The 22,152-nt window shown below is 64.5% G+C and carries 18 protein-coding genes; 13 read left to right on the top strand and 5 right to left on the bottom strand.

Going from position 1 to position 22,152, the window contains the following annotated elements:
• Window positions 1-12: 12 nt before the first annotated feature.
• Window positions 13-969 carry a PDR/VanB family oxidoreductase gene (locus tag C2L64_RS21895; RefSeq protein ID WP_007585709.1) on the bottom strand — a complete coding sequence of 319 codons (957 nt, stop codon included), beginning with the start codon at window positions 967-969 and terminating at the stop codon, window positions 13-15.
• Window positions 970-1,136: 167 nt separating this feature from the next.
• Window positions 1,137-1,484 carry a hypothetical protein gene (locus C2L64_RS53330; protein WP_079487190.1) on the bottom strand — a complete coding sequence of 116 codons (348 nt, stop codon included), beginning with the start codon at window positions 1,482-1,484 and terminating at the stop codon, window positions 1,137-1,139.
• Here C2L64_RS53330 and C2L64_RS21890 point away from each other — a divergent pair.
• The 8 genes from C2L64_RS21890 to C2L64_RS21855 all read left to right on the top strand — a co-directional run bounded on the left by C2L64_RS21890 (window position 1,483) and on the right by C2L64_RS21855 (window position 13,735).
• The gene (locus C2L64_RS21890) at window positions 1,483-2,595 is read left to right on the top strand and encodes an aminomethyltransferase family protein (RefSeq protein ID WP_007585710.1); all 1,113 of its coding nucleotides are present in this window, start codon (window positions 1,483-1,485) and stop codon (window positions 2,593-2,595) included. The genes C2L64_RS53330 and C2L64_RS21890 overlap by 2 nt on opposite strands.
• Window positions 2,596-2,756: 161 nt before the next feature.
• Window positions 2,757-4,949: an oxidoreductase gene (locus C2L64_RS21885; RefSeq protein WP_007585716.1), complete on the top strand. Its 2,193-nt coding sequence runs from the start codon at window positions 2,757-2,759 to the stop codon at window positions 4,947-4,949.
• A 122-nt stretch (window positions 4,950-5,071) separates the two neighbouring features.
• Complete coding sequence (locus C2L64_RS21880; RefSeq protein WP_007585717.1) at window positions 5,072-7,234, top strand: heterodisulfide reductase-related iron-sulfur binding cluster; 2,163 nt, start codon at window positions 5,072-5,074, stop codon at window positions 7,232-7,234.
• 22 nt (window positions 7,235-7,256) lie between these two features.
• The gene (locus tag C2L64_RS21875) at window positions 7,257-8,843 is read left to right on the top strand and encodes a hypothetical protein (protein WP_007585718.1); all 1,587 of its coding nucleotides are present in this window, start codon (window positions 7,257-7,259) and stop codon (window positions 8,841-8,843) included.
• Window positions 8,840-9,640 carry an electron transfer flavoprotein subunit beta/FixA family protein gene (locus tag C2L64_RS21870; RefSeq protein WP_007585719.1) on the top strand — a complete coding sequence of 267 codons (801 nt, stop codon included), beginning with the start codon at window positions 8,840-8,842 and terminating at the stop codon, window positions 9,638-9,640. The genes C2L64_RS21875 and C2L64_RS21870 overlap by 4 nt, the downstream gene beginning before the upstream one ends.
• A complete protein-coding gene (locus C2L64_RS21865; protein WP_007585720.1) occupies window positions 9,640-10,599 on the top strand; it encodes an electron transfer flavoprotein subunit alpha/FixB family protein in 960 nt (319 codons plus the stop codon). The genes C2L64_RS21870 and C2L64_RS21865 overlap by 1 nt, the downstream gene beginning before the upstream one ends.
• Window positions 10,600-10,788: 189 nt before the next feature.
• Window positions 10,789-11,436 (top strand): two-component system response regulator NarL, encoded by a 648-nt coding sequence (narL, locus tag C2L64_RS21860; protein WP_007585721.1) that lies wholly within the window; start codon window positions 10,789-10,791, stop codon window positions 11,434-11,436.
• A 253-nt stretch (window positions 11,437-11,689) separates the two neighbouring features.
• Complete coding sequence (locus C2L64_RS21855; RefSeq protein WP_007585722.1) at window positions 11,690-13,735, top strand: sigma-54-dependent Fis family transcriptional regulator; 2,046 nt, start codon at window positions 11,690-11,692, stop codon at window positions 13,733-13,735.
• Window positions 13,736-13,751: 16 nt separating this feature from the next.
• Here the strand turns inward: C2L64_RS21855 and gph are convergent, their stop codons facing one another.
• The 3 genes from gph to C2L64_RS21840 all read right to left on the bottom strand — a co-directional run bounded on the left by gph (window position 13,752) and on the right by C2L64_RS21840 (window position 16,614).
• The gene (gene gph, locus C2L64_RS21850) at window positions 13,752-14,519 is read right to left on the bottom strand and encodes a phosphoglycolate phosphatase (RefSeq protein ID WP_007585723.1); all 768 of its coding nucleotides are present in this window, start codon (window positions 14,517-14,519) and stop codon (window positions 13,752-13,754) included.
• Window positions 14,520-14,564: 45 nt separating this feature from the next.
• Complete coding sequence (locus C2L64_RS21845) at window positions 14,565-15,437, bottom strand: phosphoribulokinase (RefSeq protein WP_007585725.1); 873 nt, start codon at window positions 15,435-15,437, stop codon at window positions 14,565-14,567.
• Between the two features lie 94 nt (window positions 15,438-15,531).
• Complete coding sequence (locus C2L64_RS21840; protein ID WP_007585732.1) at window positions 15,532-16,614, bottom strand: class 1 fructose-bisphosphatase; 1,083 nt, start codon at window positions 16,612-16,614, stop codon at window positions 15,532-15,534.
• 192 nt (window positions 16,615-16,806) lie between these two features.
• Between C2L64_RS21840 and C2L64_RS21835 the strand changes: the two genes are divergently transcribed.
• From C2L64_RS21835 to mch, 5 genes are all read left to right on the top strand, one after another.
• Window positions 16,807-17,778, top strand: coding sequence for a LysR substrate-binding domain-containing protein (locus tag C2L64_RS21835; RefSeq protein ID WP_007585735.1), 972 nt, complete (start codon window positions 16,807-16,809; stop codon window positions 17,776-17,778).
• 205 nt (window positions 17,779-17,983) lie between these two features.
• Window positions 17,984-18,991, top strand: coding sequence for a beta-ribofuranosylaminobenzene 5'-phosphate synthase family protein (locus C2L64_RS21830; protein WP_007585736.1), 1,008 nt, complete (start codon window positions 17,984-17,986; stop codon window positions 18,989-18,991).
• Between the two features lie 23 nt (window positions 18,992-19,014).
• Entirely contained in the window at window positions 19,015-19,935 is a 921-nt protein-coding gene (locus C2L64_RS21825) for an NAD(P)-dependent methylenetetrahydromethanopterin dehydrogenase (RefSeq protein ID WP_007585738.1), read from the top strand.
• A gap of 7 nt (window positions 19,936-19,942) precedes the next feature.
• Entirely contained in the window at window positions 19,943-21,136 is a 1,194-nt protein-coding gene (locus C2L64_RS21820) for an ATP-grasp domain-containing protein (RefSeq protein ID WP_007585740.1), read from the top strand.
• The gene (mch, locus tag C2L64_RS21815; protein ID WP_007585742.1) at window positions 21,111-22,151 is read left to right on the top strand and encodes a methenyltetrahydromethanopterin cyclohydrolase; all 1,041 of its coding nucleotides are present in this window, start codon (window positions 21,111-21,113) and stop codon (window positions 22,149-22,151) included. Before C2L64_RS21820 ends, mch begins: the two co-directional genes overlap by 26 nt.
• Window position 22,152 lies beyond the last annotated feature (1 nt).

Raw genomic sequence — 22,152 nt, 5'->3', positions numbered from 1 at the left:
ATGCCCCCTTGCCTAGATGTTCAGCACGAGACGCTCGCCCCGCGCGCGTGACACGCACGGCAGCATCTGGCCTCCCGTGGCCCGCTCGGTTTCGCCGAGGCAGAAATCCCGATGGTCCGGCTCGCCGTCGAGCACCTCCAGCGCGCAGGTGCCGCATGCGCCGCCACGGCACATGTAGGGCGCGTCGATGCCCTCGCGCTCCAGTGCCTCCAGCAAACTCTCGTCGCTGCGCACGCGAATCGCGCGGCCGCTTTGCGCCAGCACGGCGATAAAAGGCTCGCCATGCGAGCCGCCGCCAAAGCTCTCCTGGTGAAAATGGCTGGCAGGCCAGCCCAACTCACGCGCCGTGCGCGCCACACCATTCATCAGGCCTTCGGGCCCGCATGTATAGAGATGCGTGCCGGCCGGTTGCGCAGCGAGCATGTCGCCAAAGCGTTCTCTCGCATCGCACAAATCGGTGTAGACAGCGACGCCTCCCGTGGTGCGCTTCGCGACTATCTCCGTGAACACCGCTTCGTCTTCCGGGCGGCAGCACAGGTACATCTCGACACGGGCACGCGCCTGCGCCAGTTCGGGCAGCATCGACAGAAACGGTGTGAGGCCAATGCCGCCCGCAATCATCACGTGCTTGGCGCCGCATCGTGCGATCGGAAAGAAATTCGACGGCATCGAGATTTCGAGCTCGCTGCCTTCATGCACTTCGCTGTGCATGAAGGCCGAGCCGCCGCGTGACTGAGGCACGCGCCGCACAATGATCTGATACGCGTCACGTGCGCCCGCGGGCGTCGTCAGCGAATAGGCGTTGCGCCAGATGCGCTCCTTGCCACGCATCGTCACGACGACGTGGCTGCCTGCCGAATACGCCGGAAGGCGGCTTTGATTGGCGCTCTCGAGCGTAAAGCGTCGCACGTCTTGCGTCACCGGCTCGACGTGCGTGACACGCACGGGGATCGTTCTCGATGCATTCATGCCGTCGACACCTCCATAGGTCCGGGTGGATGGATGCGGGTGGACGCGAGCGGCAAGCCATGCCGTGCCTTCGCGTCGTTGCATTCATGGAAGAAGCATCGGCCGGCAATAAACCGTTATCAATGATTCAGTGGGGGTAGTCCCTGCGCAGTAATGGTTGCCTCCCGCTACCCTGCCCGGCGCGTCAAAAGCATCGCGGCGAGATCCCCGTGCGTCGCTGCGCGAGCCGCGCCAGCATTGGCTTTCCCGCCTTCTTTACCAACCTCTTTCGGCAACGTTGCAGTCTCATATCGACGCTCCACGCCCTCTTTCCCTGATTGCACCGGCGCATCCGGAGTAGCACGCACTACCCCCCGGGAGGTAGTGCCACCGGGCGATTGTGGGTCGAAATTGAACAGCAGAGACTTGCGGTCATCGATGCGGGCGTAGTCACGCCGTCCGATACCACCGCCTTCGCAACACGACACGCGTGCAGTCATCCCCAGAAACGGGTTCCACTTTCGGGAAAACATCATGACAAGGCAATCCATTCTCAACGTCCGTCATCGTGAGCTCGGCTCGAAGCTCGATGGCGATTCCTGGAACGACATGCCGATTCCCTGGTACTACTCGGGTGATCCGTATGACGACGTGGTCGCTGTGCGTACGGCAGCCGGCCTCTACGACATCAGCGCGCTGAACATCGTGCGCGTGACAGGCCCCGATGCAGCCGCCGTGATCGACAGCCTCTGCGCGATCGACGTGAGCCGCATGAAGCCCGGTACAGCACGGCTCGCCGCCGAAGTCGACGAGCGCGGCGGCCTCTGCGACGACCTGATGGTGATCTACGACGCTCCGCAGCATTTCCGGCTCTCGCACGGCGGCGGCACGACGCAGACGCAGCTCGAGCGCGCCGCGCACAAGCGCAACGTCGAATGGCGTCAGGATTTCGATGTTCATATGCTGTCGCTGCAGGGTCCGCGCTCGACCGACATCCTGCAAGCGCACATCGGCATCGAACTGAACAAGCTGCCTTATTTCGCACACGTCGAAACCCAACTCTTCGGCCGCAAGATCATCGTCTCGCGCGGCGGCTACTCGGGTGAACAGGGCTTCGAAGTGTCGTGCGCGTCGACCGACGCCGTCGCGCTGTGGGACGCCATTCTCGACGCAGGCAAGCCGTACGGCGCCGTGCCCGCGTCGTGGATGTCGCTTGAGATCGCGCGTGTCGAAGCCGCCCTGCTCTTCTATCCGTTCGACATGCCCGAAGGCGACACCACGCCGTGGGAAGTCAATCTCGACTGGATGGTCGATCTCGACAAGGCGGGCGACTACACCGGCAAGGCAGCCCTGCTCGCGGCGCGCGGCAAGGAGCGCGTCAAGCAGGCGGGCGTCGTCGTCAAGCACGATGCAGCCGTGAGCGCCGGCTCGCCGATCTATATCGGCGACGAGCAGGTGGGCGTCGTGACCAGCGCGATTTTCAGCCGCTATCTGATGCAGTCGCTTGCGATGGTGCACCTGAAGCCGAACCACACGGCGCTCGGCACGAAGCTCGAGATTCGCGATGCGGCGGGCAAGTTCAGCGGCGTCGTCAGCAAGACACCGTTCTACGACCCGATGCGCCTGCGCACTCGCGTCGCCGCCTGACCCGCAGCACCCACGATACGGCGGCGGGCGCCATACGACGCACGGCGTTCCGCCACCCAATGAGAAAGACAGAGGCAGAGCGAAGTACAACAACTGTCCAGGGCACCCAACCGGGGCCCCGCCTTTGTCTCATGTAGTCCATGTTAAAGGAGACATTTTTCATGCCCCGCGATCCCCGTCATGACGTGCTGTTCGAGCCGATCCAGATTGGCCCCAAGACCCTGCGCAACCGCTTCTATCAGGTTCCGCACTGTATCGGCGCAGGCAGCAACCTGCCGGGCTTTCAGGCGGCGCACCGCTCGATGAAGGCTGAAGGCGGCTGGGCCGCGATGAACACCGAATACTGCTCGATCCACCCGGAGTCGGACGACACGCACCGTCTGTCGGCACGCATCTGGGACGAAGGCGACGTGCGCAATCTGCGCGCGATGACGGAAGAGGTTCACAAATACGGCGCGCTGGCGGGCATCGAGATGTGGTACGGCGGCGCGCACGCCCCCTGCATGGAAAGCCGCGCGACGCCTCGCGGTCCGAGCCAGTACGCGTCCGAGTTCGAGACGCTCACGTACTGCAAGGAGATGGATCTCGACGACATTCGCGACGTCCAGCAGTTCTACGTCGATGCGGCGCTGCGCGCCCGCGATGCCGGCTTCGATATCGTCTATGTGTACGGCGCGCACTCCTACCTGCCGCTGCAATTCCTCTCGCCGTACTACAACAAGCGCACCGACGGCTACGGCGGCTCGCTCGAAAACCGCGCGCGCTTCTGGCTCGAAACGCTGGAAAAAGTGCGCCGCGCAGTGGGCAGCGACTGCGCGATCGCGACGCGCTTCGCGGTCGACTCGCTGTACGGCAGCGGCGGCATCGAAGTCGAGAAGGACGGCATGAAGTTCGTCGAGATGGCCGATTCGCTCGTCGACCTGTGGGACGTCGATGTGGGCGACATCGCCGAATGGGGTGAAGATGCCGGCCCGTCGCGCTTCAATTTGCAGGGCCACCAGATTCCGTGGACACGCTTTATCAAGCAGGTTTCGAAGAAGCCCGTGCTCGGCGTCGGCCGTTTCACCGACCCTGAAAAGATGACGGAGATCGTCACCAAGGGAATCGCCGACATCATCGGCGCGGCCCGTCCGTCGATTGCCGATCCGTTCCTGCCGAAGAAAGTCGACGAAGGCCGCATCGACGATATCCGTGTCTGCATTGGCTGCAATGTGTGCATCTCCCGCTGGGAAATCGGCGGCCCGCCGATGATCTGCACGCAGAACGCGACGGCCGGCGAAGAGTACCGCCGCGGCTGGCATCCGGAAAAATTCGCCGAGTGCGGTTCGAACGATTCCGTCCTCGTGGTAGGCGCGGGCCCCTCCGGCTCCGAATGCGCGCGCGTGCTGATGCAACGCGGCTACACGGTTCACCTCGTCGATCAGGCCGACAAGATCGGCGGCCATCTGAACAGCGTGGTCACGTTGCCGGGACTCGGCGAATGGGGTTATCACCGCGACTACCGCGAGACGCAAATCGCCAAGCTCCTGAAGAAGAACCGCCACAGCCAGCTTGCGCTGGGTCAGAAGCCGCTCACGGCCGACGACGTGCTCGATTACGGCGCCGAGAAGGTGGTGATCGCAACGGGCGCGCATTGGGTGGGCGACGGCACCAACTGCCTCACGCACGACCCGATTCCGGGCGCCGATGCGTCACAGCCGGACCAGCTGACGCCGGAACAGGTGATTGCCGGCAAGAAGCCGATCGGCAAGCGCGTCGTGATCCTGAATGCCGACACGTACTTCATGGCGCCGAGTCTGGCCGAAAAGCTCGCGGCGGCCGGTCACGAAGTGACGATCGTCAGTGGCGTGCATCTCGCGAACTACATGCACTTCACGCTCGAATATCCGAACATGATGCGTCGCCTGCATGAACTGGGCGTGCATGAACTCGGCGATCACTTCGCGACCCGCATCGAGCCAGGCCGCATCCAGATCTACAACATCTGGGGCGATGGCTCCCGCCGCACCTACAAGGGCGCGGGCCAACTGCCGCGCGACGAGAACAAGACCCACCGCTGGCTCGAATTCGATTCGCTCGTGCTCGTGACGGGCCGCCGCTCCAACGACGGGCTGTATCGCGAACTGAAGCAACGCCAGGGCGAATGGGACGGCAAGGGTATCAAGGCCGTGTACCTGATCGGCGATGCCGAAGCGCCGCGCCTGATTGCGGACGCAACCTTCACGGGCCACCGCGTCGCACGCGAAATCGAAGAGAAGAACGCCCAGATCCCGCTGCCGTACCGGCGTGAAGTGGCCGTCTGGGGCACGCCGCACAACCCCGGCGGCAACTTCGAGATCGTCTACAAGAAGTAACCGGCTGCACACGGCAGTCTGAACGCCACGCGCATCGCGCTGCGCGGGTCACCCGGATCGGGTGGCCCGCATGGCGGGTGCCGTGGTGCGCGATCCCCTTTACTCTTTCAACGGACGAGCCCATGTCGAGCGCAGCGACTTTCGACCCCGCCAACGTCACCCGGATCCTCTTCGAGGGCTTCCCCACGTTCGCGATCGTGCTGTTCTATCTGGCCGGCGTCGCCGCGATGGCCGCGTTCGCATGGGGCGTCTACATCCAGGTGCGCAAGTATCGGCGCGGCAAGCCCGTAGCCGGCCCCATCGATCTGCGCGCGCGTGTTGGCGCAATGGTGCAAGTCGTGCTGAATCACCGCACGATCGCCCGCCGCGACCCGGCGGCAGGCCGCGCGCACCGCTTCATTTTCTATGGCTTCGCGGTCCTGTTTGCCGGCACGGCCACCGTCACGGTCGACTACGACATCACGGCGCGCTTTCTCGGCTTTCACTTCTGGAACGGCAACTTCTATCTGTTTTTCAAACTGGCGATGAACCTCGCCGGCCTGTCGCTGGTTGGCGGCCTGATCTACATGATGGTGCGGCGCGGCTGGATCAAGCCACCGAAACTCAATTACGCGCGCCCCGATCGGCAGCCCGGCGACCCCGACTATGACCGCAGCGGATATCGCCGCGAAGACTGGGCGTTCCTGTGGTCGCTCGTGCTGATCGGCATCACGGGCTTCGTGCTGAGCGCGTTGCGGCTGGTGTGGCTGCAGGACCGCGCCATCGTGTGGGAGACGCGCTGGTGGTCGCCCGTCGCAGCCCTGCTCGCCGAAATCATGCACGGCGCGGGACTTAGCGCTTCGGCCGCCTACGTGCTGCGCACGGGCCTGTGGTGGTTCCACGGCGCGCTCGCGCTCACGTTCATTGCGCTGATTCCGTACACGAAGGTCAAGCACATTTTCACCGCAAGCGGGTCGCTTCTGATGCGCGATCCGCTCGCTGCGCAGCGCCTGCCGAAAGTCGAACCGGACGCCGAGCGCGCCGGCTACAAGACCATCACCGACTTCACGTGGAAGCATCTGCTCAATCTCGATGCCTGCACCAAATGCGGCCGCTGTCATGAAGCCTGCCCCGCCCGCGCAGTCGGCGCGCCGCTGTCGCCGCGCGACGTGATCCTGTCGCTGCGCGAATTCGCGAACGATGCGCTGGAGAAAAACACCCTGCCCGAAGAAGTGAAGCTCGACGTGCATGGCAAGGACATCGGCCAGGTGTTCATGGAAACGATCTGGTCGTGCCGGACCTGCATGGCCTGCGTCGAGATCTGCCCCGTTGCCGTCGAGCACGTGCCCATCATCGTGCAGTTGCGCCGCAAGCTGGTTGAAGACGGTGAAATGGAACCGCAAGTGCAAAAGACGCTGCAGGCGATCCACAAGAACGGCAACTCGTTCAACGAATCGAAGCGCAAACGCGCCGCGTGGACCAAGACCCTGCCGTTCACGATCAAAGATGCACGCAAGGAGCCCGTCGATCTGCTGTGGTTCGTCGGCGACTACGCGTCGTTCGATCCGCGCAACCAGCGCGTCACGCAGGCCTTCGCGACGCTGCTGCACGATTCAGGCGTGGACTTCGGCCTGCTGTTCGAAGGCGAAGCGAATGCGGGCAACGACGTACGGCGCGTCGGCGAAGAAGGTCTGTATGAATTGCTCGCCGCGCAGAACATCGCGACGCTCGGCACCTCGCAATTCGGACGCATCATCACGACGGACCCGCACTCGTACAACACGATCCGCAACGAGTACCCGGACTTCGGCGGAAATTACGAAATCGAGCACTACACGAGTGTGGTGGCCCGCATGCTGGCCGAAGGCAAGATGCGCCCGAAGCGCAAGCTCGGCTATCGCGTGACCTTCCATGATCCGTGCCATCTTGGCCGCTTCAACAAGGGTTATGACGCGCCGCGCCAGATCATCGAAGCACTCGGATGCGAACTGGTCGAGATGGGCCGCTCCCGCGACAACTCGTTCTGCTGCGGCGCAGGCGGCGGACGTATCTGGATGAACGATCCCGTCGGCCAGGAAAAGCCTTCACAGAACCGCATGAAGGAAGCGGCCGCCATCGAGGGGCTGGAGGTATTCGTCGTGTGCTGCCCGAAAGACCTCACGATGTTCGAGGACGCACTCAAGACGAGCGGCTACGAAGGACGCTTCATCGTGCGCGAACTGATCGAGCTGATTGCCGAGAGTCTGACGGAAGTCGACGGCAATGCCCCGCCTGCGGACGATGTCCGCGTGACGGCCGACGTCTGATCACCGCCGCGCGATAGCCGCCATGACGACCTTTCCCCGCCCTGTCGACGAAGAACCCTGCGCCGCGAACGCGGCGCGCGAGGGTGCGCGGCTGCGTCGCCACTGGCGGGAACTGGTGCGGCTCGCGCTCGACGCCTCTGATGTATTCACGTCCGCAATGCTTTACCCACACGCGGCAAGCGCGGATCGCAAGCGGCTCGAAGCCCGCATGTTCGGTTCGCGCAGCGATCGGCTCGCGCTCGCGGCGTTCCCACACGCGCCGCCCGTGGCGCTCGCGCGGCTTGCCACGCTCGCCGCAGCGGATGCGGATGTCACGCTCGCGACGCGTCTCGCCCGCAACGCCGCGACGCCTGCCGAGGCGTTGCAAACACTCGCCGCTTCGTTCGTCATGAATCGCCCCGAAGACGAAGCCAACTATCGACGTGCCGTGCAACGCGTCGCGCAACTGATCGCGCGACATCCGCTGGCGCCGCCCGCGCTGCTTGCGACGCTCGCCGCGAGCGCCGACAGCATCGAGACGTTGCGCTCGTTGTGCGAGAACGTGGGCGTGCAGACCGATCTGCTCGCGCAACTGGCCGGCCGCGGCATTGAACCGCTGCAACGGCTGCTCGCCATTCACTTCGCGACCGATGCGCACACGCTGCATCAGCTGTGGCGGAGTACGCGCGAAAGCGCAGTCCGCGCTCAGGTACTGCGCCACGCCGCGTGCCCGCACGAGCTGTTGCGCAGAATCCCGGCGTCCAGTCCGGAGCGGCGCAGTCTCGCGTTGAACGTGCGGACCACGGGCGAAATCCTGACTGCACTTGCGCGCGACGACGACCCCGCCGTACGGCGCGCTGCCGCCACCAATCCCGCCACACCCGCAGGCGCACTCGTTCTGCTGTGCTTCGATGCCGACACGCTGGTCCGCCGTGCCGTCGCCGTGCGTGACGACCTGCCGCTCAAGGTCGTGGACTGGCTTGCCGAAGACGGCGACGTGTGGGTGCGCAGCGGTCTCGCGCGCAATCGCGCATGCCCGCGTATCTGGCTCGACCGGCTCGCGCGTGATCACGAAGCGGATGTGCGCCGTTCGGTGACGCGTCACCCCTTGTGCCCGGCGCCACTGCTCGCGCTGCTCGCCAGCGACGAGGTCGCGTGGGTACGCGCGGGCGTCGCGCTGCGCGACGAGCTGCCGGGTGCCGTGCTGCACCGGCTGATGCAGGACACCGATATCGACGTGCTGGCGGGCGTTGCACGCCATCGCGGCACGCCACAGGCGACGCTCTCGCGTCTTGCCGAACATGCGTCGCCCGATGTGCGGCGCGCCGTCATCCTGAACTGTCATGCGCATCGGCGGGTGTTGCTGCCGTTGCGCGATGAATCGTATCCGCTGCACCGCGTGCTGGTGTTCATGCATTCCAGCCTGACCGACGCGGACCGCTGGCGCATGCGCTTCGAACCTGACACGGAGGCCCGCGCGCGCATGTTCGGCCATCTCGCCGGCTCACTTGCCAACTCACTCGCCGCAGCACTCGATCGCCAGCGCCAGCACAGCGTGCCCGCTGACGCAGCCGATACACCTGAGACATGCACACATCAACTGACCACATCAGTGGAGGAGGCAGGATGAAGATACTCGTCACCATCAAGCAGGTCGCGTCACTCGATGAAGATTTCGAGCTGCGCGACGACGACCGCGATGTCGAAGCAGATTTTCATGTTTTCGACCTCAACGAATGGGACCACTACGCGCTCGAAGAAGCACTGCGTCTGAAGGAGAGCGGCAATAGCGACGCCATCGAGGTCGTAGTCGTCACCGTCGGTCCCGACCGGGCCGACGAAGAACTGCGCAAGTGCCTGGCCAAAGGCGCGGATCGCGCGATCCGCGTCTGGAGCGACGATCTCGAAGAGGCGGACCCGATCGGCATCGCCCGCGCGCTCGCGGTGCTGGCGCGCCGCGAAGCACCCGACATGATCTTCGCCGGCGTGCAAGCCTCCGACCATGCCTATGGTGCAACGGGCATGGCGCTCGCGGGCCTGCTCGACTGGCCGCACGCGGCTGTCGTGGCGGGTCTGGAGTACACGCCCGGCGCGGGCACAGCGAGCGCGCGTCGCGAGCTGGAAGGCGGTGCGTACGCGAATGTCACCGTGCAATGCCCTGCCGTCCTGACGCTGCAACTCGGTATCAACACGCCGCGCTACGCGTCGCTGCGCGGCATCAAGCAGGCGGCGTCGCGGCCGATCGAAACCATTGCGCCGGACGCGCTCGGCTTGCCCGCCGACGAAACGGGCAAGCAAGGCTCGCTCTCGCGCATCAGGCGCGTGTATGTGCCCGAACTCGGCCGCGCGCAGATGATCGAGGGCACGCCAGCCGAACAGGCCGCCCGCCTCGCGGGCATCATCAAGGAATTTCGGGGGGAAGCGTAATGAGCGGGATTCTGGTTATTGCTGAACATCGTCAGGGGCAGTTGCGCCCTGTGAGCGTCGAAGTGATCGGCGCAGCCGTCGCTGCGCGGGAAGCGGGCGGCGAACGCGTGACGGTCGCCGTGCTGGGCGCGACGCCCGCCACGTTCGTCGACGCGCTCAAGCTCGCGGGTGTCGACGAGATCGTCACCGTGCAGACCGCGAACGATGCGTTCGATCCTGATACCTATCAGGCTGTTGCGCACGCACTGATCGAGGCACGCAAGCCGTCGCTCGTGCTGCTGCCCCATACGATCGATACGCTGGGTTACGCCGCGCCCCTCGCGGTCAAAGGGAACTACGGCTTCACCACCGACGCCTTCGGACTGGCGCGCGACGGTGAAGGCTGGATCGCAACGCGCTCCGGTTATGGGCAAAAGGTCAACATGGAGATCGAGTTTCCTGGCCGCGCCACGGTGATCGTGACCGTCCGGCCCGGCGCCTTCAAGGCCCCCGACAGCGCGGCGACGCCCGAAGTCAGCCAGTTCGACGCACCTGCCGTCACGCCACGCAGCCATCACATTTCGTTCGAAGAGCCCGCCGCGAGCAGCGACGTGGATATTGCCGGCGCGGAATTCATCACATCGATTGGCCGTGGCATCGGCGAAGAAACCCACGTCGAACAGTTCCGCGAGCTGGCCAGTTCGCTGGGCGCGACGCTCGGCTGCTCGCGTCCCATCGCCGACTCCGGCTGGCTGCCCAAGGCTCATCAGGTCGGCCAGTCCGGCAAGACGGCGGCGAACTGCAAGCTCTACCTCGCCCTGGGCATCTCCGGCTCCGTGCAGCACATGGCCGGGATGAAGCACGTCGAGAACATCATCGCCGTCAACACCGACCCAGAGGCGTCGATCTTCTCGATTGCGAAGTACGGCATCGTGGGTGACATCTTCGACATTGCAGAAGAACTGCGCGGACACTTCTAGTCCCGCACTATGGAAAACCCGGAATGTGCCTGCATTCCGGGTACAAAATTTTTTTTCAATTGGTTTAAGTTGTTAAACTCAGGCTCGCAACAATTGGCAACAAAAACAATAAGCCACCGCTCGCACGTTCAAGACATCGCACTGCGCCGCACCGCGCAGTTTATGCAGCCATGAGCCCAGGAAGAGCAGATGGTCCCTCACACAGTACTTCTCATCGACGACCACGCGTTGTTTCGCAAGGGCGTCGCGCAACTGATCCAGATGAACCCGGCGTTCGAGATCGCGGGCGAAGCGACCTCGGGCCACGATGGCATCGAGATGGCCGTCCGGCTCAAGCCGGACGTCGTCCTGATCGACCTGAACATGCCGCGCATGAACGGTATCGAAACGCTCGAAGGCATGCGCGAAGCAGGCGTTGACGCGCGTTTCATCATGCTGACGGTGTCCGACAATGAGCGCGACGTGGTGGCCGCGTTGCGCGCGGGCGCGCACGGCTATCTGTTGAAGGACATGGACCCCGAAGACCTGTGCATATCGCTGCAAAAGGCGCTCAAGGGCACGGCCGTCCTCAGCGAGTCCGTCACGGGCAGTCTCGTTCATGCGCTCTCGGGCGGCCAGCGCATTCCCGCGGCGCAGAACGATCTGACGGCACGCGAGGTCGAGGTGTTCGACCATCTGGTGGCGGGTCTGTGCAACAAGGCCATCGCGCGCAAGCTCGATATCAGCGTGGGGACCGTGAAGGTGCACGTCAAGCACGTGCTGCGCAAGCTCGACCTTCACTCGCGTCTTGAAGCCGTCCTGTGGCAGCAGGAGCACGGCTCGCGTTCGCACCACTGATACAGCGGCGCACTTTCGCGCCGCCCGGTTTTCCTTTCGTTTTACCGCTCCGGCCGCGTTCGCCACGCACGCGGCCGCGACGTGCTGCGCGCTCGCCCGCCATGTCGCATCGTCACTCTCGTTTACCTCTACTCCCCGGGAGGTAGTCCATCAGGGCTGATTGTCACGCCAGATTGGATTGCCAATAATGGGCTTCAATGTGGCGCGCATGTCCGCATGCATGATCGCCCACGATTCCCCGGAGATGTCCACCATGTCGTCATGCCAGCCGCTCGCGGAAAAGGATAAACAGGTCGAAGCCATCATGCGCGAGCGTCTTCTTGGCGGATTCGCCCCGAGCGCGCCCGTGGTCCGCTCATGGACGCGCTGCATCGAAGACTATGGACTCGATCCTGACGTGTGCGTGGCGCCCCCCGTGATGACAAGCGCGGAACTTGCGCTGCGCCGCGAGCAGAGCACCGATCTGATCGATTGCGCGAAGCTCGAAATGGCGACGCTCTATCAGCAGCTCGGCGATCCCGAACTCGCCGTCGTGATGACCGACGCGGATGGCGTCATCCTGCATCTCGCGTCGTCGCCCGAATTCGCAGGCGAAGTCGAAGACTGGGGATTGTGCGCGGGCGCTATATGGAACGAACGGGCAGCTGGCACCAACGGCATGGGCACCTGTCTCGCCGAAGGCAAAAGCATCGCCGTGCGCCAGCACGAACACTTCTACCGGCGCTACACCACGCTGACGTGCGCGGCCGCGCCCGTATTCGACGAACGCGGCACGATCGCGGGCGTGCTCGACGTCACGAGCCGCTCACCGCTATTGCAGCAACATTCGCTCGTGCTCGTCGGCATGTCCCGGCAGATGATCGAAAACCGCTTGCTCGATGCACGTCATACGCAGGCCTACCGGATCCAGTTTCACAGCCGCCCCGAGTTCGTCGGCACGCTGCACGCGGGCAAGCTCACTGTCGACGAGGATGGCACGATACTCGGCGCCAATCGCAGCGCACTCGTGCAACTGGGTTTCGTGACGCTCGATGAGATCGCAGGCCAATCCGTCACCGAAATCTTCAATGCATCGCTGAGTGAAATCGTGGCGCGCAGCGCGCGCAGTTCGTTTTATCCCGTCGCGATCTATCGCACGCATGGGTCGAGCCGCTTTTTTGTCGTCGCGCAGGAACCGCGCGATCGCGCCGCGCGCGACGCGGTCGCGCCGGCACCTGCTGCCGCTTCCTTCGACGACGCAGCGCCCGATCAACCCGCGACGCCCGCACCCGCCCGACGGCCAACGCGTATCACTCGGCCCACAGGCGCATCGCGTGTCGAATTCGGCGACGCGCAGATTGCCAGCCAGTTCGATCTAGGCGCACGCGTGATCGATCGCGGCATTTCCGTGCTGGTTCACGGCGAGACGGGCAGCGGCAAGGAAGTGTTCGCCAATGCGCTGCATGCGGCAAGCGAGCGCAACAGCGGTCCGTTTGTCGCCGTCAACTGTGCTTCGTTGCCGGAACATCTGATCGAGAGCGAACTGTTCGGCTACCGGGCCGGCGCCTTTACAGGCGCGCAGCGCGAAGGGCGACGCGGCAAGATCCTGCAAGCCGATGGCGGCACGCTCTTTCTCGACGAGATCGGCGACATGCCGCTCGCCTTGCAGGCGCGCCTGTTGCGAGTGCTGGAAGAACGCGAAGTCACGCCACTCGGTTCCGAAACCGTCGTCAAGGTGGACTTCCAGCTCGTGAGCGCAAGCCACCGTGATCTGGCGGAACTGGTTGAAAGCGGTCAGTTTCGCGAGGATCTGTACTACCGCCTGAACGGCGTGATGCTCGAACTGCCTCCGCTGCGCGCGCGCAAGGACAAGCTTGCGTTGATCCGCCATCTGCTCGAAAAAGAGAACACCCCTGCCCTGCGGATTTCAGCGGACGTGCGCCAGATTCTGCTCGATAGCGACTGGCCCGGGAATATCCGCCAGCTTCGCAACGTGCTGCGCACGGCGGTCGCCCTTTGCGATGGCGATGAACTCACCACGGCCCATCTGCCCGCCTGGCTCGTGCATCGGGAGAAGAACCTGCACCGTCAGCAAGCTGCCAGCACGGCATCGGTGCCGCAAGAATCCGACGATGCCGACGATGCAGAAGGCGAAGCAAGCATCGCCGCGCCGCTCAATGCGATCCTGCTGGCCGAACGCAAAGCACTGCTCGCGCTGCTGGACAAGCATCGCTGGAACGTGAGCCAGGTCGCGATTGCACTCGGCATCACGCGCAATACGCTGTACCGCAAAATGAGGCGCGTGAACATCAAGACGTGACGCGCCTTTGCTTCACTCAATTCAGCTGGCTTGCGGATATCTCCTGCCCGGCGATGCCGTGATCGATACGCGTTGAGCCGTGCCATTTGCGCGGGCCGCCTATCAGCTCCGTCAACTCGGCGATCGTGTCGATCACGCGCATGCACGGCAATTTGCTCACCGGGTGGTCGCTGCTGTATCCATAGCTGACACACACCATCGGCATGCCTGCCGCCTGCGCCGCGAGCGCATCCGTCACGCAATCGCCGACAAAAAGCGTATGCGCGGGATCGACACCCAGCGCCTCGCAGGCATGCAGAAGCGGATCGGGATCGGGCTTGTGCGGCAAGCGCGCGTCTCCGTCGACGATCATGTCGAACCATGCGTGCAAACCAAAGCGCCACATCAGCGGCTCGACGAAGCGCGACTCCTTGTTGGTGACGACGCCGAGCTTGAGGCCCATGCCGCGCAAGCTGTCGAGCGTCGACTCGATGCCGGGATACAGCTGCGTCTGTTGATCTTCGTGGCGGCAGAGCTGGTGGTAGCACGTCTCATAGCGGCGCAGAACGAGATCGAGCGTCGAAGCGCGCGCCTCCACACCCAACAGCGTCAACGCGCGGTCGATCAGTATCGCGGAGCCGCCGCCAATCAAGGTCTGCGCAACGCCGGGCGCGAGCAAGGGAAAACCGTTTTCGGTCAGCGCCCGGTTGAGCGCATTGCCGATGTCCGGCGAGGTATGCAACAGCGTGCCATCGAGATCGAACAGCACGGCATCAATCGGCAGATTGCGCGGCATGACTTGCATGTGTGTCTCCTGTAGACAGCTAAGGGGTACTTTCCGGCAGACCGTTCAGGCCGCCCGCTTCTGGCGGTCGATCATCTGCAGGATCATGGGCGTGAAGATCAGTTGCATGGCGAGCCCCATCTTGCCGCCCGGCACGACGATGACATTGGGCCGGCTCATGAAGGAGTCGTGCAGCATCGTCAGCAGATAGGGAAAGTCGATCCCCTTCGGGTTGGTAAAGCGGATGACGACAAAGCTTTCGTCGGCGCTCGGAATGTCGCGGGCGGTAAAGGGGTTTGACGTGTCCACCGTCGGCACGCGCTGAAAGTTGACATGCGTGCGGCTGAACTGAGGACAGATATGGTGAGCGTAGTCCGGCATCCGGCGCAAGATCGTGTCCATCACGGCTTCCTGCGAATAGCCACGCAGTGTCTTGTCCCGATGCAGCTTCTGGATCCATTCGAGGTTGATGATGGGGACGACGCCCACGAGCAGATCGGCGTGTTGCGCCACATCGATTCCGCGGCCGATGAATCCGCCGTGCAGTCCCTCGTAGAAAAGCAGATCGGTAGGCGGCTCGATGTCCGTCCACGGTCCGAACATGCCGGGTTCGAGATCGTATTCCGCCGCTTCCGCCTCGTCGTGCAGATACTTGCGCACCCGCCCTCCCCCCGTTGCCGCGTACTCGCAAAACAACGCCGCGAGTTCCTCCAGCAGGTTCGCTTCCGGGCCGAAGTGGCTGAACTGACGGCGGGTTTCCTCCGCCTCTTTCATCGCGACGCGCATCGCGGCACGGTCAAAGCGATGGAACGCATCGCCTTCGACAATCTGCGCATTGAGCTTCTCGCGCCGGAAGATGTGCTGAAAGCTGTTCATCACGGTCGTCGTCCCAGCCCCACTCGAACCCGTTACCGCGACAATCGGATGTTTGATCGACATGCTCTCACTCCATCTTGCAGCGCTTCGCGCATGAACATCCGGCGGCCCACTGCGCGACGCGTCGGCCCGTCATCGACATGGAAACGGACGCGCGCTACACGCGCGCCTCGGGACGAAACAACGAGCGCTCGTTGAAGAGCGGCGACGTGAAGGGCGCATCCTCGCCTCGCTCGTGCTCGCGGTGGTAACGCTCGATCCGCTCGACTTCGCGCTGCGTGCCGAGAAACATCGGCGTACAGCCATGCGTATCGGCCGCGACGTCGAGCACCCGCACGCGTCCGGTGCTGGCGCATCCCCCCGCCTGCTCGACGAGCCATGCCAGCGCCTGCGCCTGATACAGGAGCGGCTGGCGCGAGGCGCGCGGCGCGCAGCGGCTTGCGCGCGGATAAAGACACAGGCCGCCGCGCAACAGCGTGCGATGCGTATCGGCGACCAGCGACGCAATCCAGCGCGTGTCGATGTCGCGCTGGCGCACGCCCGCGCTGCCGTCCCTGCACTCGCTCACATAGCGCTGCACGGGCGGCTCCCAGAAGCGCTCGTTGCCGCCGTTGATCGCCAGTTCGACTCCGTGTTCGGGAATGCGGATCGCCTCGTGCGTCAGCACGAATTCGCCGCGTTCGCGGCACAGCGTGAAGCCATGCGTGCCGCGCCCGACAGTGATGACGAGGAGCGTTGCCGGTCCATAGAGCGCGTAGGCGGCCGCAAGCTGCTTCGTGCCTGTGATTACACATCCGCCGTCGGCGGTGCCGGCGCCCGCGTGCCTTATCGAGAAAATGCTGCCGAGCGCCGCGTTCGAATCGGCATTGGCTGCGCCGTCGAGGGGATCGGCGAACAGCACGTACCGGCCCGCCGACGTCGCGCACGCGCACTGCATGAACGGCGAAACCATGCCCGCGATCTCCACGCTGCGCTCGCACATCGACGTCATCACATCGTTTGCGGCAACGCTCAACGCATCGTGAATCGAGGGCGTGGGTCCGTGCACGACCGTCTGCGCCGCGCCAATCGCGCCCTGCGCAATGCGCGCCGCGATGGCTTCTACTGCCTGCGCGACCTCGTCGATCACGGTGCACAGTCCGGCGGCGTCAGTGGCATGCAAGCCGCCCGGTGCCGCCGCGCGACGGGAAGCAAGATGGTCGGCGAGGAAACTCGACAGTGTTACTTGTGCAGGGTTCACGGTTGCCTCGTGTCGCGTTGATTGAACGGGAAGCCTGGTGCAATTCGTGCATTCATCGTGACTCCTCGATCGTCGGTTGCTTGCGATGACCCTCTGGAAAACACGGTAAGCCAGTGGACCTTCAAGAGAAACTCAGTAATTCTTATCTGGGCTGTAAGCGATGCTTATCTGCTGCGGCATGGAGTCCTGATCATGCTTAACCTGCTCCGTAACCTCACGCTGCGCCAGTTGCAGATCTTCTCGGCGGCATCCCAGTACGAGAACTTCGCCCGGGCCGCCGAAGACCTGCACCTGACGCAGCCTGCCGTCTCGATGCAGATCAAACAGCTCGAAGAGGCCATCGGGCTGCCGCTGTTCGAACGCATCGGCCGGCGGCTCACGCTCACGGAAGCGGGAGCCACGCTCTCGCACCATGCGAAGCGGATTCTCGGCGACATCAAGGACGCCGAAGATGCGATGCGTTCGCTCTCTTCGGCGGATGGCGGCACCATTTCCATCGGCCTCGTCAGCACCGCCCGCTACTTCATGCCTCGGCAAATCTCGCGCTATGCGGAGCGTTATCCGAAAGTCGATATCCGCTTTTCGATTGGCAACCGCGATGCGCTGCTGCGCCAGTTGCAAGACAACGCGATCGATCTCGCCGTGATGGGACGCCCACCCGCCGAACTCGACGCGCACTGCGAACCGCTCGCCTACAACCCGCACGTGATCGCAGCGAGCACGACGCATCCGTTCGTCGATGCACCGCGCTTCGACTTGCACGAATTGCGCCATGACACCTTCCTGATGCGTGAGCCAGGGTCCGACACGGCAGCCGTCGCGATGGAAATGTTCCAGCATCATTTGTTCACACCTGCTCGAAGGCTCGCGCTCGACAGCCACGAAACCGTCAAGCAGGCCGTGGTTGCGGGCATGGGCGTGAGCGTGTTGCCGCTGCACACGCTGCGGCTCGAACTGCTGGCGCGCGAGGTGTCGATCCTGCAAGTGAACGGCACGCCCATCGATCGCGTCTGGCACGTGGTGCATATGAACGCGAAGCAGATGTCGCCCGCCTGCGTCGCCTTCCGGCGCTTCCTGATCGAGAAGACGGGCGCGTATCTGGAAGGACAGTTCGCCGACCTCACATCCCACGCCCACGCCGCGAGTCCATTCGCGCAGACATGAAGCAAAGTGTCACCGATTCTGCACAAGGTTCGACAGTGCAACTCGCTGCCCGCCCGGCGTCCTGCTGGAAATTCACGCTGCGTGCGCGCACAGCGCACAGGCGCTTGAAGTCGATAGCGGCACACATGGCATAACGCTTGCGTTGAAGGCCCCGGAACGATCACCCGTCAAGGGATTGGGGAACGCGCATATGAGCCGACATGCGATGGCTGAATCGACTGCGAAGCACACCAGCATCGTCACCGTGAATGCGCCCGGCCGGCTGCATCTGGGATTTCTCGATCCCGGTGCGTCGTTGGGACGACGCTTCGGCAGTCTGGGGCTCGTGATCGGCGGCATCAGCACGACGCTCGACGCACGGCTCTCCGCCGACGACGACGATCACTACACCGCCGAGCCTTCCGCTCGCGATGAACTGCCGCGCGTGCGCGCCCACATCGAGACGCTGCGTAACCTGACGGGCAACGATGCCCCGATCGACGTGCGGCTGCGGCGTACGTTGCCCGCGCATGCGGGCCTCGGCTCCGGCACGCAGATCGCGCTCACTGTCGGGCACGCGTTTGCTCGCCTGCATGGGCTCGACATGAGCGCAACACAACTGGCGCCCGCGCTCGCGCGCGGCGCGCGCTCGGGCGTGGGTATCGCCGGGTTCGAACGCGGCGGTCTGATCGTCGATGGCGGTCCGCGCGGGCCGGGCGTGTTGCCACCCGTCCTCTCGCGATTCGACTTCCCGTCTTCGTGGCGCGTGATGCTCGTGTTCGACGAATCGCGCACCGGGCTCTCGGGGCCGGCCGAACACCAGGCGCTCGCCGCCTTGCCGCCGTTTCCCCAGGCGCTCGCTGCACACGCCTGTCACCTGACGTTGATGCAAATCCTGCCCGCCGTCGCGGAACGCGAGTTCGCGCCGTTCGCGCAAGGCGTGAGCGCGCTGCAGGACGGCATCGGCCGATACTTCGCCAAGTCGCAAGGCGGTATCTATACGAGCCCCGCAGTCGGGCGCGTACTCGACTGGATCGGCGCGCGCTACTGCGCGGGCGTGGGTCAGAGTTCGTGGGGGCCGACGGGCTTCGCCATCATGGAATCGCAGGAAGAAGCCGAACACGCCTTGCGCTCGGCGCGCGAGGCGGCGGCGATCGACCCCGGGCTGCGAGTCGAGATAGTCAGCGGACTCAACTCGGGGGCCACCGTCACCTGGGCGTCGGCCCAGGATTGATCCACCCTGTTTGACGAGGAAACATGGAACGCCAACACATTCTCCACATGTTCACGCCCGGTCGGCAGATGAGCCCGTTCGATGTGAACATGGCCGTCGATGCCGGATACCAGGTCGTCGTGCCGTACACCGACGTCGATGCCAGGATGATCGGTCCGCTCACCCAGGATGCCATTTTTTCGCGCGGCCCCAAAGGGGTCGCGCATACGGGCATCTTTATCGGTGGACGCGATGTGATGCTGGCCGTGGACATGCTGCGCCTGTCGCGCGAGGCCATGGTGCCGCCGTTCGAAGTCTCCGTGTTCGCCGACCCGAGCGGATCGTTCACGACGGCGGCGGCGCTCGTGGCGAGTGTCGAATGGCAATTGCGCAGCACCTTCGACACGGGTCTCGACGGCAAACGTATTCTCGTTTTCGGTGGAACGGGGCCCGTGGGGCTCATCGCCGGCGTGCTCGCCGCGCAGGCAGGCGCGCGCGTCGCGCTGGCCAGCAGCCGCGGGCTCGATGCCGCGCGCGAAGCATGCGAGCGTGCCAGCGCACGCTTTGGCGCGCAACTCGAAGGCGCGGATGCGAGCAGTGCGGACGCGCTCGACGCGACCTTGAGTTCCGTCGACGTCGTATTCGCCACGGCCGCCGCTGGTGTCGAAGTGATGAGCGCGCAGCAGGTGAACCGCGCTGCCCGCCTGCTCGTGGCCGCCGATGTGAACGCCGTGCCGCCCGCAGGGATCGCAGGCGTCGGCGTGATGGACAACGGCAAGCGCGTCGGTCAGCACGACGCGCTCGGCATCGGCGCGCTCGCGATCGGCAACGTCAAGTACGAAGTGCAGCAACGGCTCTTCATGCAGATGCTTGCCGCGAAAGAGAAGGTCTATCTGGGCTTCGACGACGCGCTCGACATGGCCCGCCGCGTGGTCACCGAGCGCTCGTCGCTCGCCACGGCCTGAGGGCATCATGTCGCCCCCTGTCGTCGTCGTTGCCGCGCTGTGCGCGCGCATGCTGGCCGAATCGGCGCGGCGCGCGGGCTGGCGCGTGATCGTGCTGGATCTGTTCGGCGACACCGACACGCGTCGCGCGTCGGGTATGTGGCATCCCATCGGCGACGCGGCGTCGTTGTCGATCGATCCGCAGCGCACGCGCGATGCGCTCGACGCCGCAAGTCGAACGCCGAATGTGATTGGCTGGATCGCGGGTGCGGGTTTCGAAGCGCATCGCGATCTGCTCGACGACACACGCATCGCACTTGCAACGATCGGCAATACTCGTGAATCGTATGATGCCGTGCGCGACCCGGCGCGATTCTTTGCGCTGCTGGACGATGCAGGGATCCCTCATCCCGAGATGCAGTTGCAAGCGCCTGTCGACGTGGCGGGTTGGCTCGAAAAGGATGCCAATGGGACGGGCGGCATGCATATTCGCCATGCCGCGCAGTGGCATGCAACCGACGCATCGCGCGGTGGCCGGTATTTTCAGCGTCAGCAGCCTGGCCGTTCGATGTCGGCGCTTTTCATTGCCGATACGCGCAAGGCCACGATCATCGGATTCAACGAACAACTGATCGTCTCGCATGGCGGGCAGCCGTTCGTTTATGGCGGCGCAATCGGTCCTGTCGACGTGCCTGATCCCGTTCGCCAGCAGATCACAGTCGCCGTGAATGCAATCGTTTCGCGCACGCGGCTCAAGGGGCTCAACAGCCTCGACTTCATTGTCGATGGCGAGCGTTGCTTCGTGCTCGAAGTCAACGCGAGGCCGTCGGCCACGATGTCCCTGTATGAGCGCGGCTCCAATCGTTCGCTACTGTCGCTGCATGTGCGTGCGTGCGCAGGCGCATCACTCGACGTCGACATGTCGAGCGCCGCCGCGCAGACGGCATCGCTATGCGGGGAGCAGATCGTCTTCGCCGATCGCGACCGCACGGTGTCGCCCGAATTCGTCCAGCGCGCGCTGAATCTCGGCTGGTGCCACGATATCCCCGTCACCGGCAGTTTCATTGCGGCAGGCGCGCCGTTGTGCAGCGTATCGGCTGTTTGTGCGCACGGCACCCAGACGGCCACCGTGCGCGCAGAACTCGCCGCCCGCGCGGCAACCATCGCCTCCATCGACACCACCAGGAAACCTGGCCATGCAGACCTCATCCTCCCTCGTTGATGTTTCGACATCGGCGGCAGCGTCCTCTTCGACCCTGAGCGTCAACACACTGGTGCAGCCTTTGATCGCCAGTCTGCTGGAACGGCATGCGGAACTGGGCATCGCAGTCCGGCGCGACGCACACGGTGTCACGATCGTCGATGCCGGTATCGACACGCCCGGCAGCGTCGCCGCCGGTATCGCGATCGGCGAAATATGCATGGGCGGCCTGGGCCGGGTCACGCTGCGTGCCGCCGCGTCACGCAACGCGGCGGACGAATGGCCGACCTTCGTCGACATCGCCAGTGCGCAACCCGTGCTGGCCTGCCTCGCCTCGCAGTACGCGGGCTGGAGTCTCGCGGCCAGCAAGGAGGAAACGGGCGGCAAGAAGTTCTTTGCGCTCGGCTCGGGACCGGCGCGCGCGCTCGCCTGCAAGGAGGCGCTGTTCGATGAGCTGGCGTATCGCGACGTCGTGGCGACGGGCTGTCTCGTGCTCGAAGTGGACCGCGCGCCACCCGCAGTCGTCATCGAGAAGATCCTGCGCGACTGCAAGCTGCAGCCGCGCAATCTCACGCTGATTCTCACGCCGACAGCGAGCCGCGCAGGCACCACGCAAGTGGTCGCGCGCGCACTTGAAGTCGCGCTGCACAAGGCGCATGAACTGGGTTTCGCGCTCAACGACATTGGCGAAGGTTCCGCCAGCGCGCCGTTGCCGCCGCCCGCCCAGGACCCCGTCGAAGCCATGGGCCGCACCAACGATGCCATCCTGTACGGCGGCCGTGTCCATCTCACCGTGACGGGCAGTGACGAAGCCGCCCGCGATCTCGCGCGAGCGCTGCCCTCGTCGGCGTCGAAAGATTTTGGCCGCCCGTTTGCGGATGTATTCAAGGAGTACGAATACGATTTCTACAAGATCGATCCCGCGCTCTTCGCGCCCGCCGAAGTCTGGGTGAGCAATCTCGTCACGGGGCGCACCTTCCACGCGGGCACAACGCGTTTCGATCTTCTGCGTCCGCTCTGGCTCGAAGAGGTCTGAG

The sequence above is a fragment of the Paraburkholderia hospita genome, assembly GCF_002902965.1.
Classification (GTDB): domain Bacteria; phylum Pseudomonadota; class Gammaproteobacteria; order Burkholderiales; family Burkholderiaceae; genus Paraburkholderia; species Paraburkholderia hospita.
Note: the sequence above shows the minus strand (reverse complement) of the source record. Positions and strands in the feature narration are given on the sequence as shown.

Coding starts and splice junctions, on each gene's coding strand:
- C2L64_RS21865 (WP_007585720.1), top strand. CDS start 9,640: ATGAGCGGGATTCTGGTTATTGCTGAACATCGTCAGGGGCAGTTGCGC.
- narL (WP_007585721.1), top strand. CDS start 10,789: ATGGTCCCTCACACAGTACTTCTCATCGACGACCACGCGTTGTTTCGC.
- C2L64_RS21890 (WP_007585710.1), top strand. CDS start 1,483: ATGACAAGGCAATCCATTCTCAACGTCCGTCATCGTGAGCTCGGCTCG.
- C2L64_RS21895 (WP_007585709.1), bottom strand. CDS start 969: ATGAATGCATCGAGAACGATCCCCGTGCGTGTCACGCACGTCGAGCCG.
- C2L64_RS21885 (WP_007585716.1), top strand. CDS start 2,757: ATGCCCCGCGATCCCCGTCATGACGTGCTGTTCGAGCCGATCCAGATT.
- C2L64_RS53330 (WP_079487190.1), bottom strand. CDS start 1,484: ATGATGTTTTCCCGAAAGTGGAACCCGTTTCTGGGGATGACTGCACGC.
- C2L64_RS21845 (WP_007585725.1), bottom strand. CDS start 15,437: ATGTCGATCAAACATCCGATTGTCGCGGTAACGGGTTCGAGTGGGGCT.
- C2L64_RS21820 (WP_007585740.1), top strand. CDS start 19,943: ATGTCGCCCCCTGTCGTCGTCGTTGCCGCGCTGTGCGCGCGCATGCTG.
- C2L64_RS21870 (WP_007585719.1), top strand. CDS start 8,840: ATGAAGATACTCGTCACCATCAAGCAGGTCGCGTCACTCGATGAAGAT.
- C2L64_RS21830 (WP_007585736.1), top strand. CDS start 17,984: ATGGCTGAATCGACTGCGAAGCACACCAGCATCGTCACCGTGAATGCG.
- C2L64_RS21875 (WP_007585718.1), top strand. CDS start 7,257: ATGACGACCTTTCCCCGCCCTGTCGACGAAGAACCCTGCGCCGCGAAC.
- C2L64_RS21880 (WP_007585717.1), top strand. CDS start 5,072: ATGTCGAGCGCAGCGACTTTCGACCCCGCCAACGTCACCCGGATCCTC.
- mch (WP_007585742.1), top strand. CDS start 21,111: ATGCAGACCTCATCCTCCCTCGTTGATGTTTCGACATCGGCGGCAGCG.
- gph (WP_007585723.1), bottom strand. CDS start 14,519: ATGCAAGTCATGCCGCGCAATCTGCCGATTGATGCCGTGCTGTTCGAT.
- C2L64_RS21855 (WP_007585722.1), top strand. CDS start 11,690: ATGTCGTCATGCCAGCCGCTCGCGGAAAAGGATAAACAGGTCGAAGCC.
- C2L64_RS21825 (WP_007585738.1), top strand. CDS start 19,015: ATGGAACGCCAACACATTCTCCACATGTTCACGCCCGGTCGGCAGATG.
- C2L64_RS21835 (WP_007585735.1), top strand. CDS start 16,807: ATGCTTAACCTGCTCCGTAACCTCACGCTGCGCCAGTTGCAGATCTTC.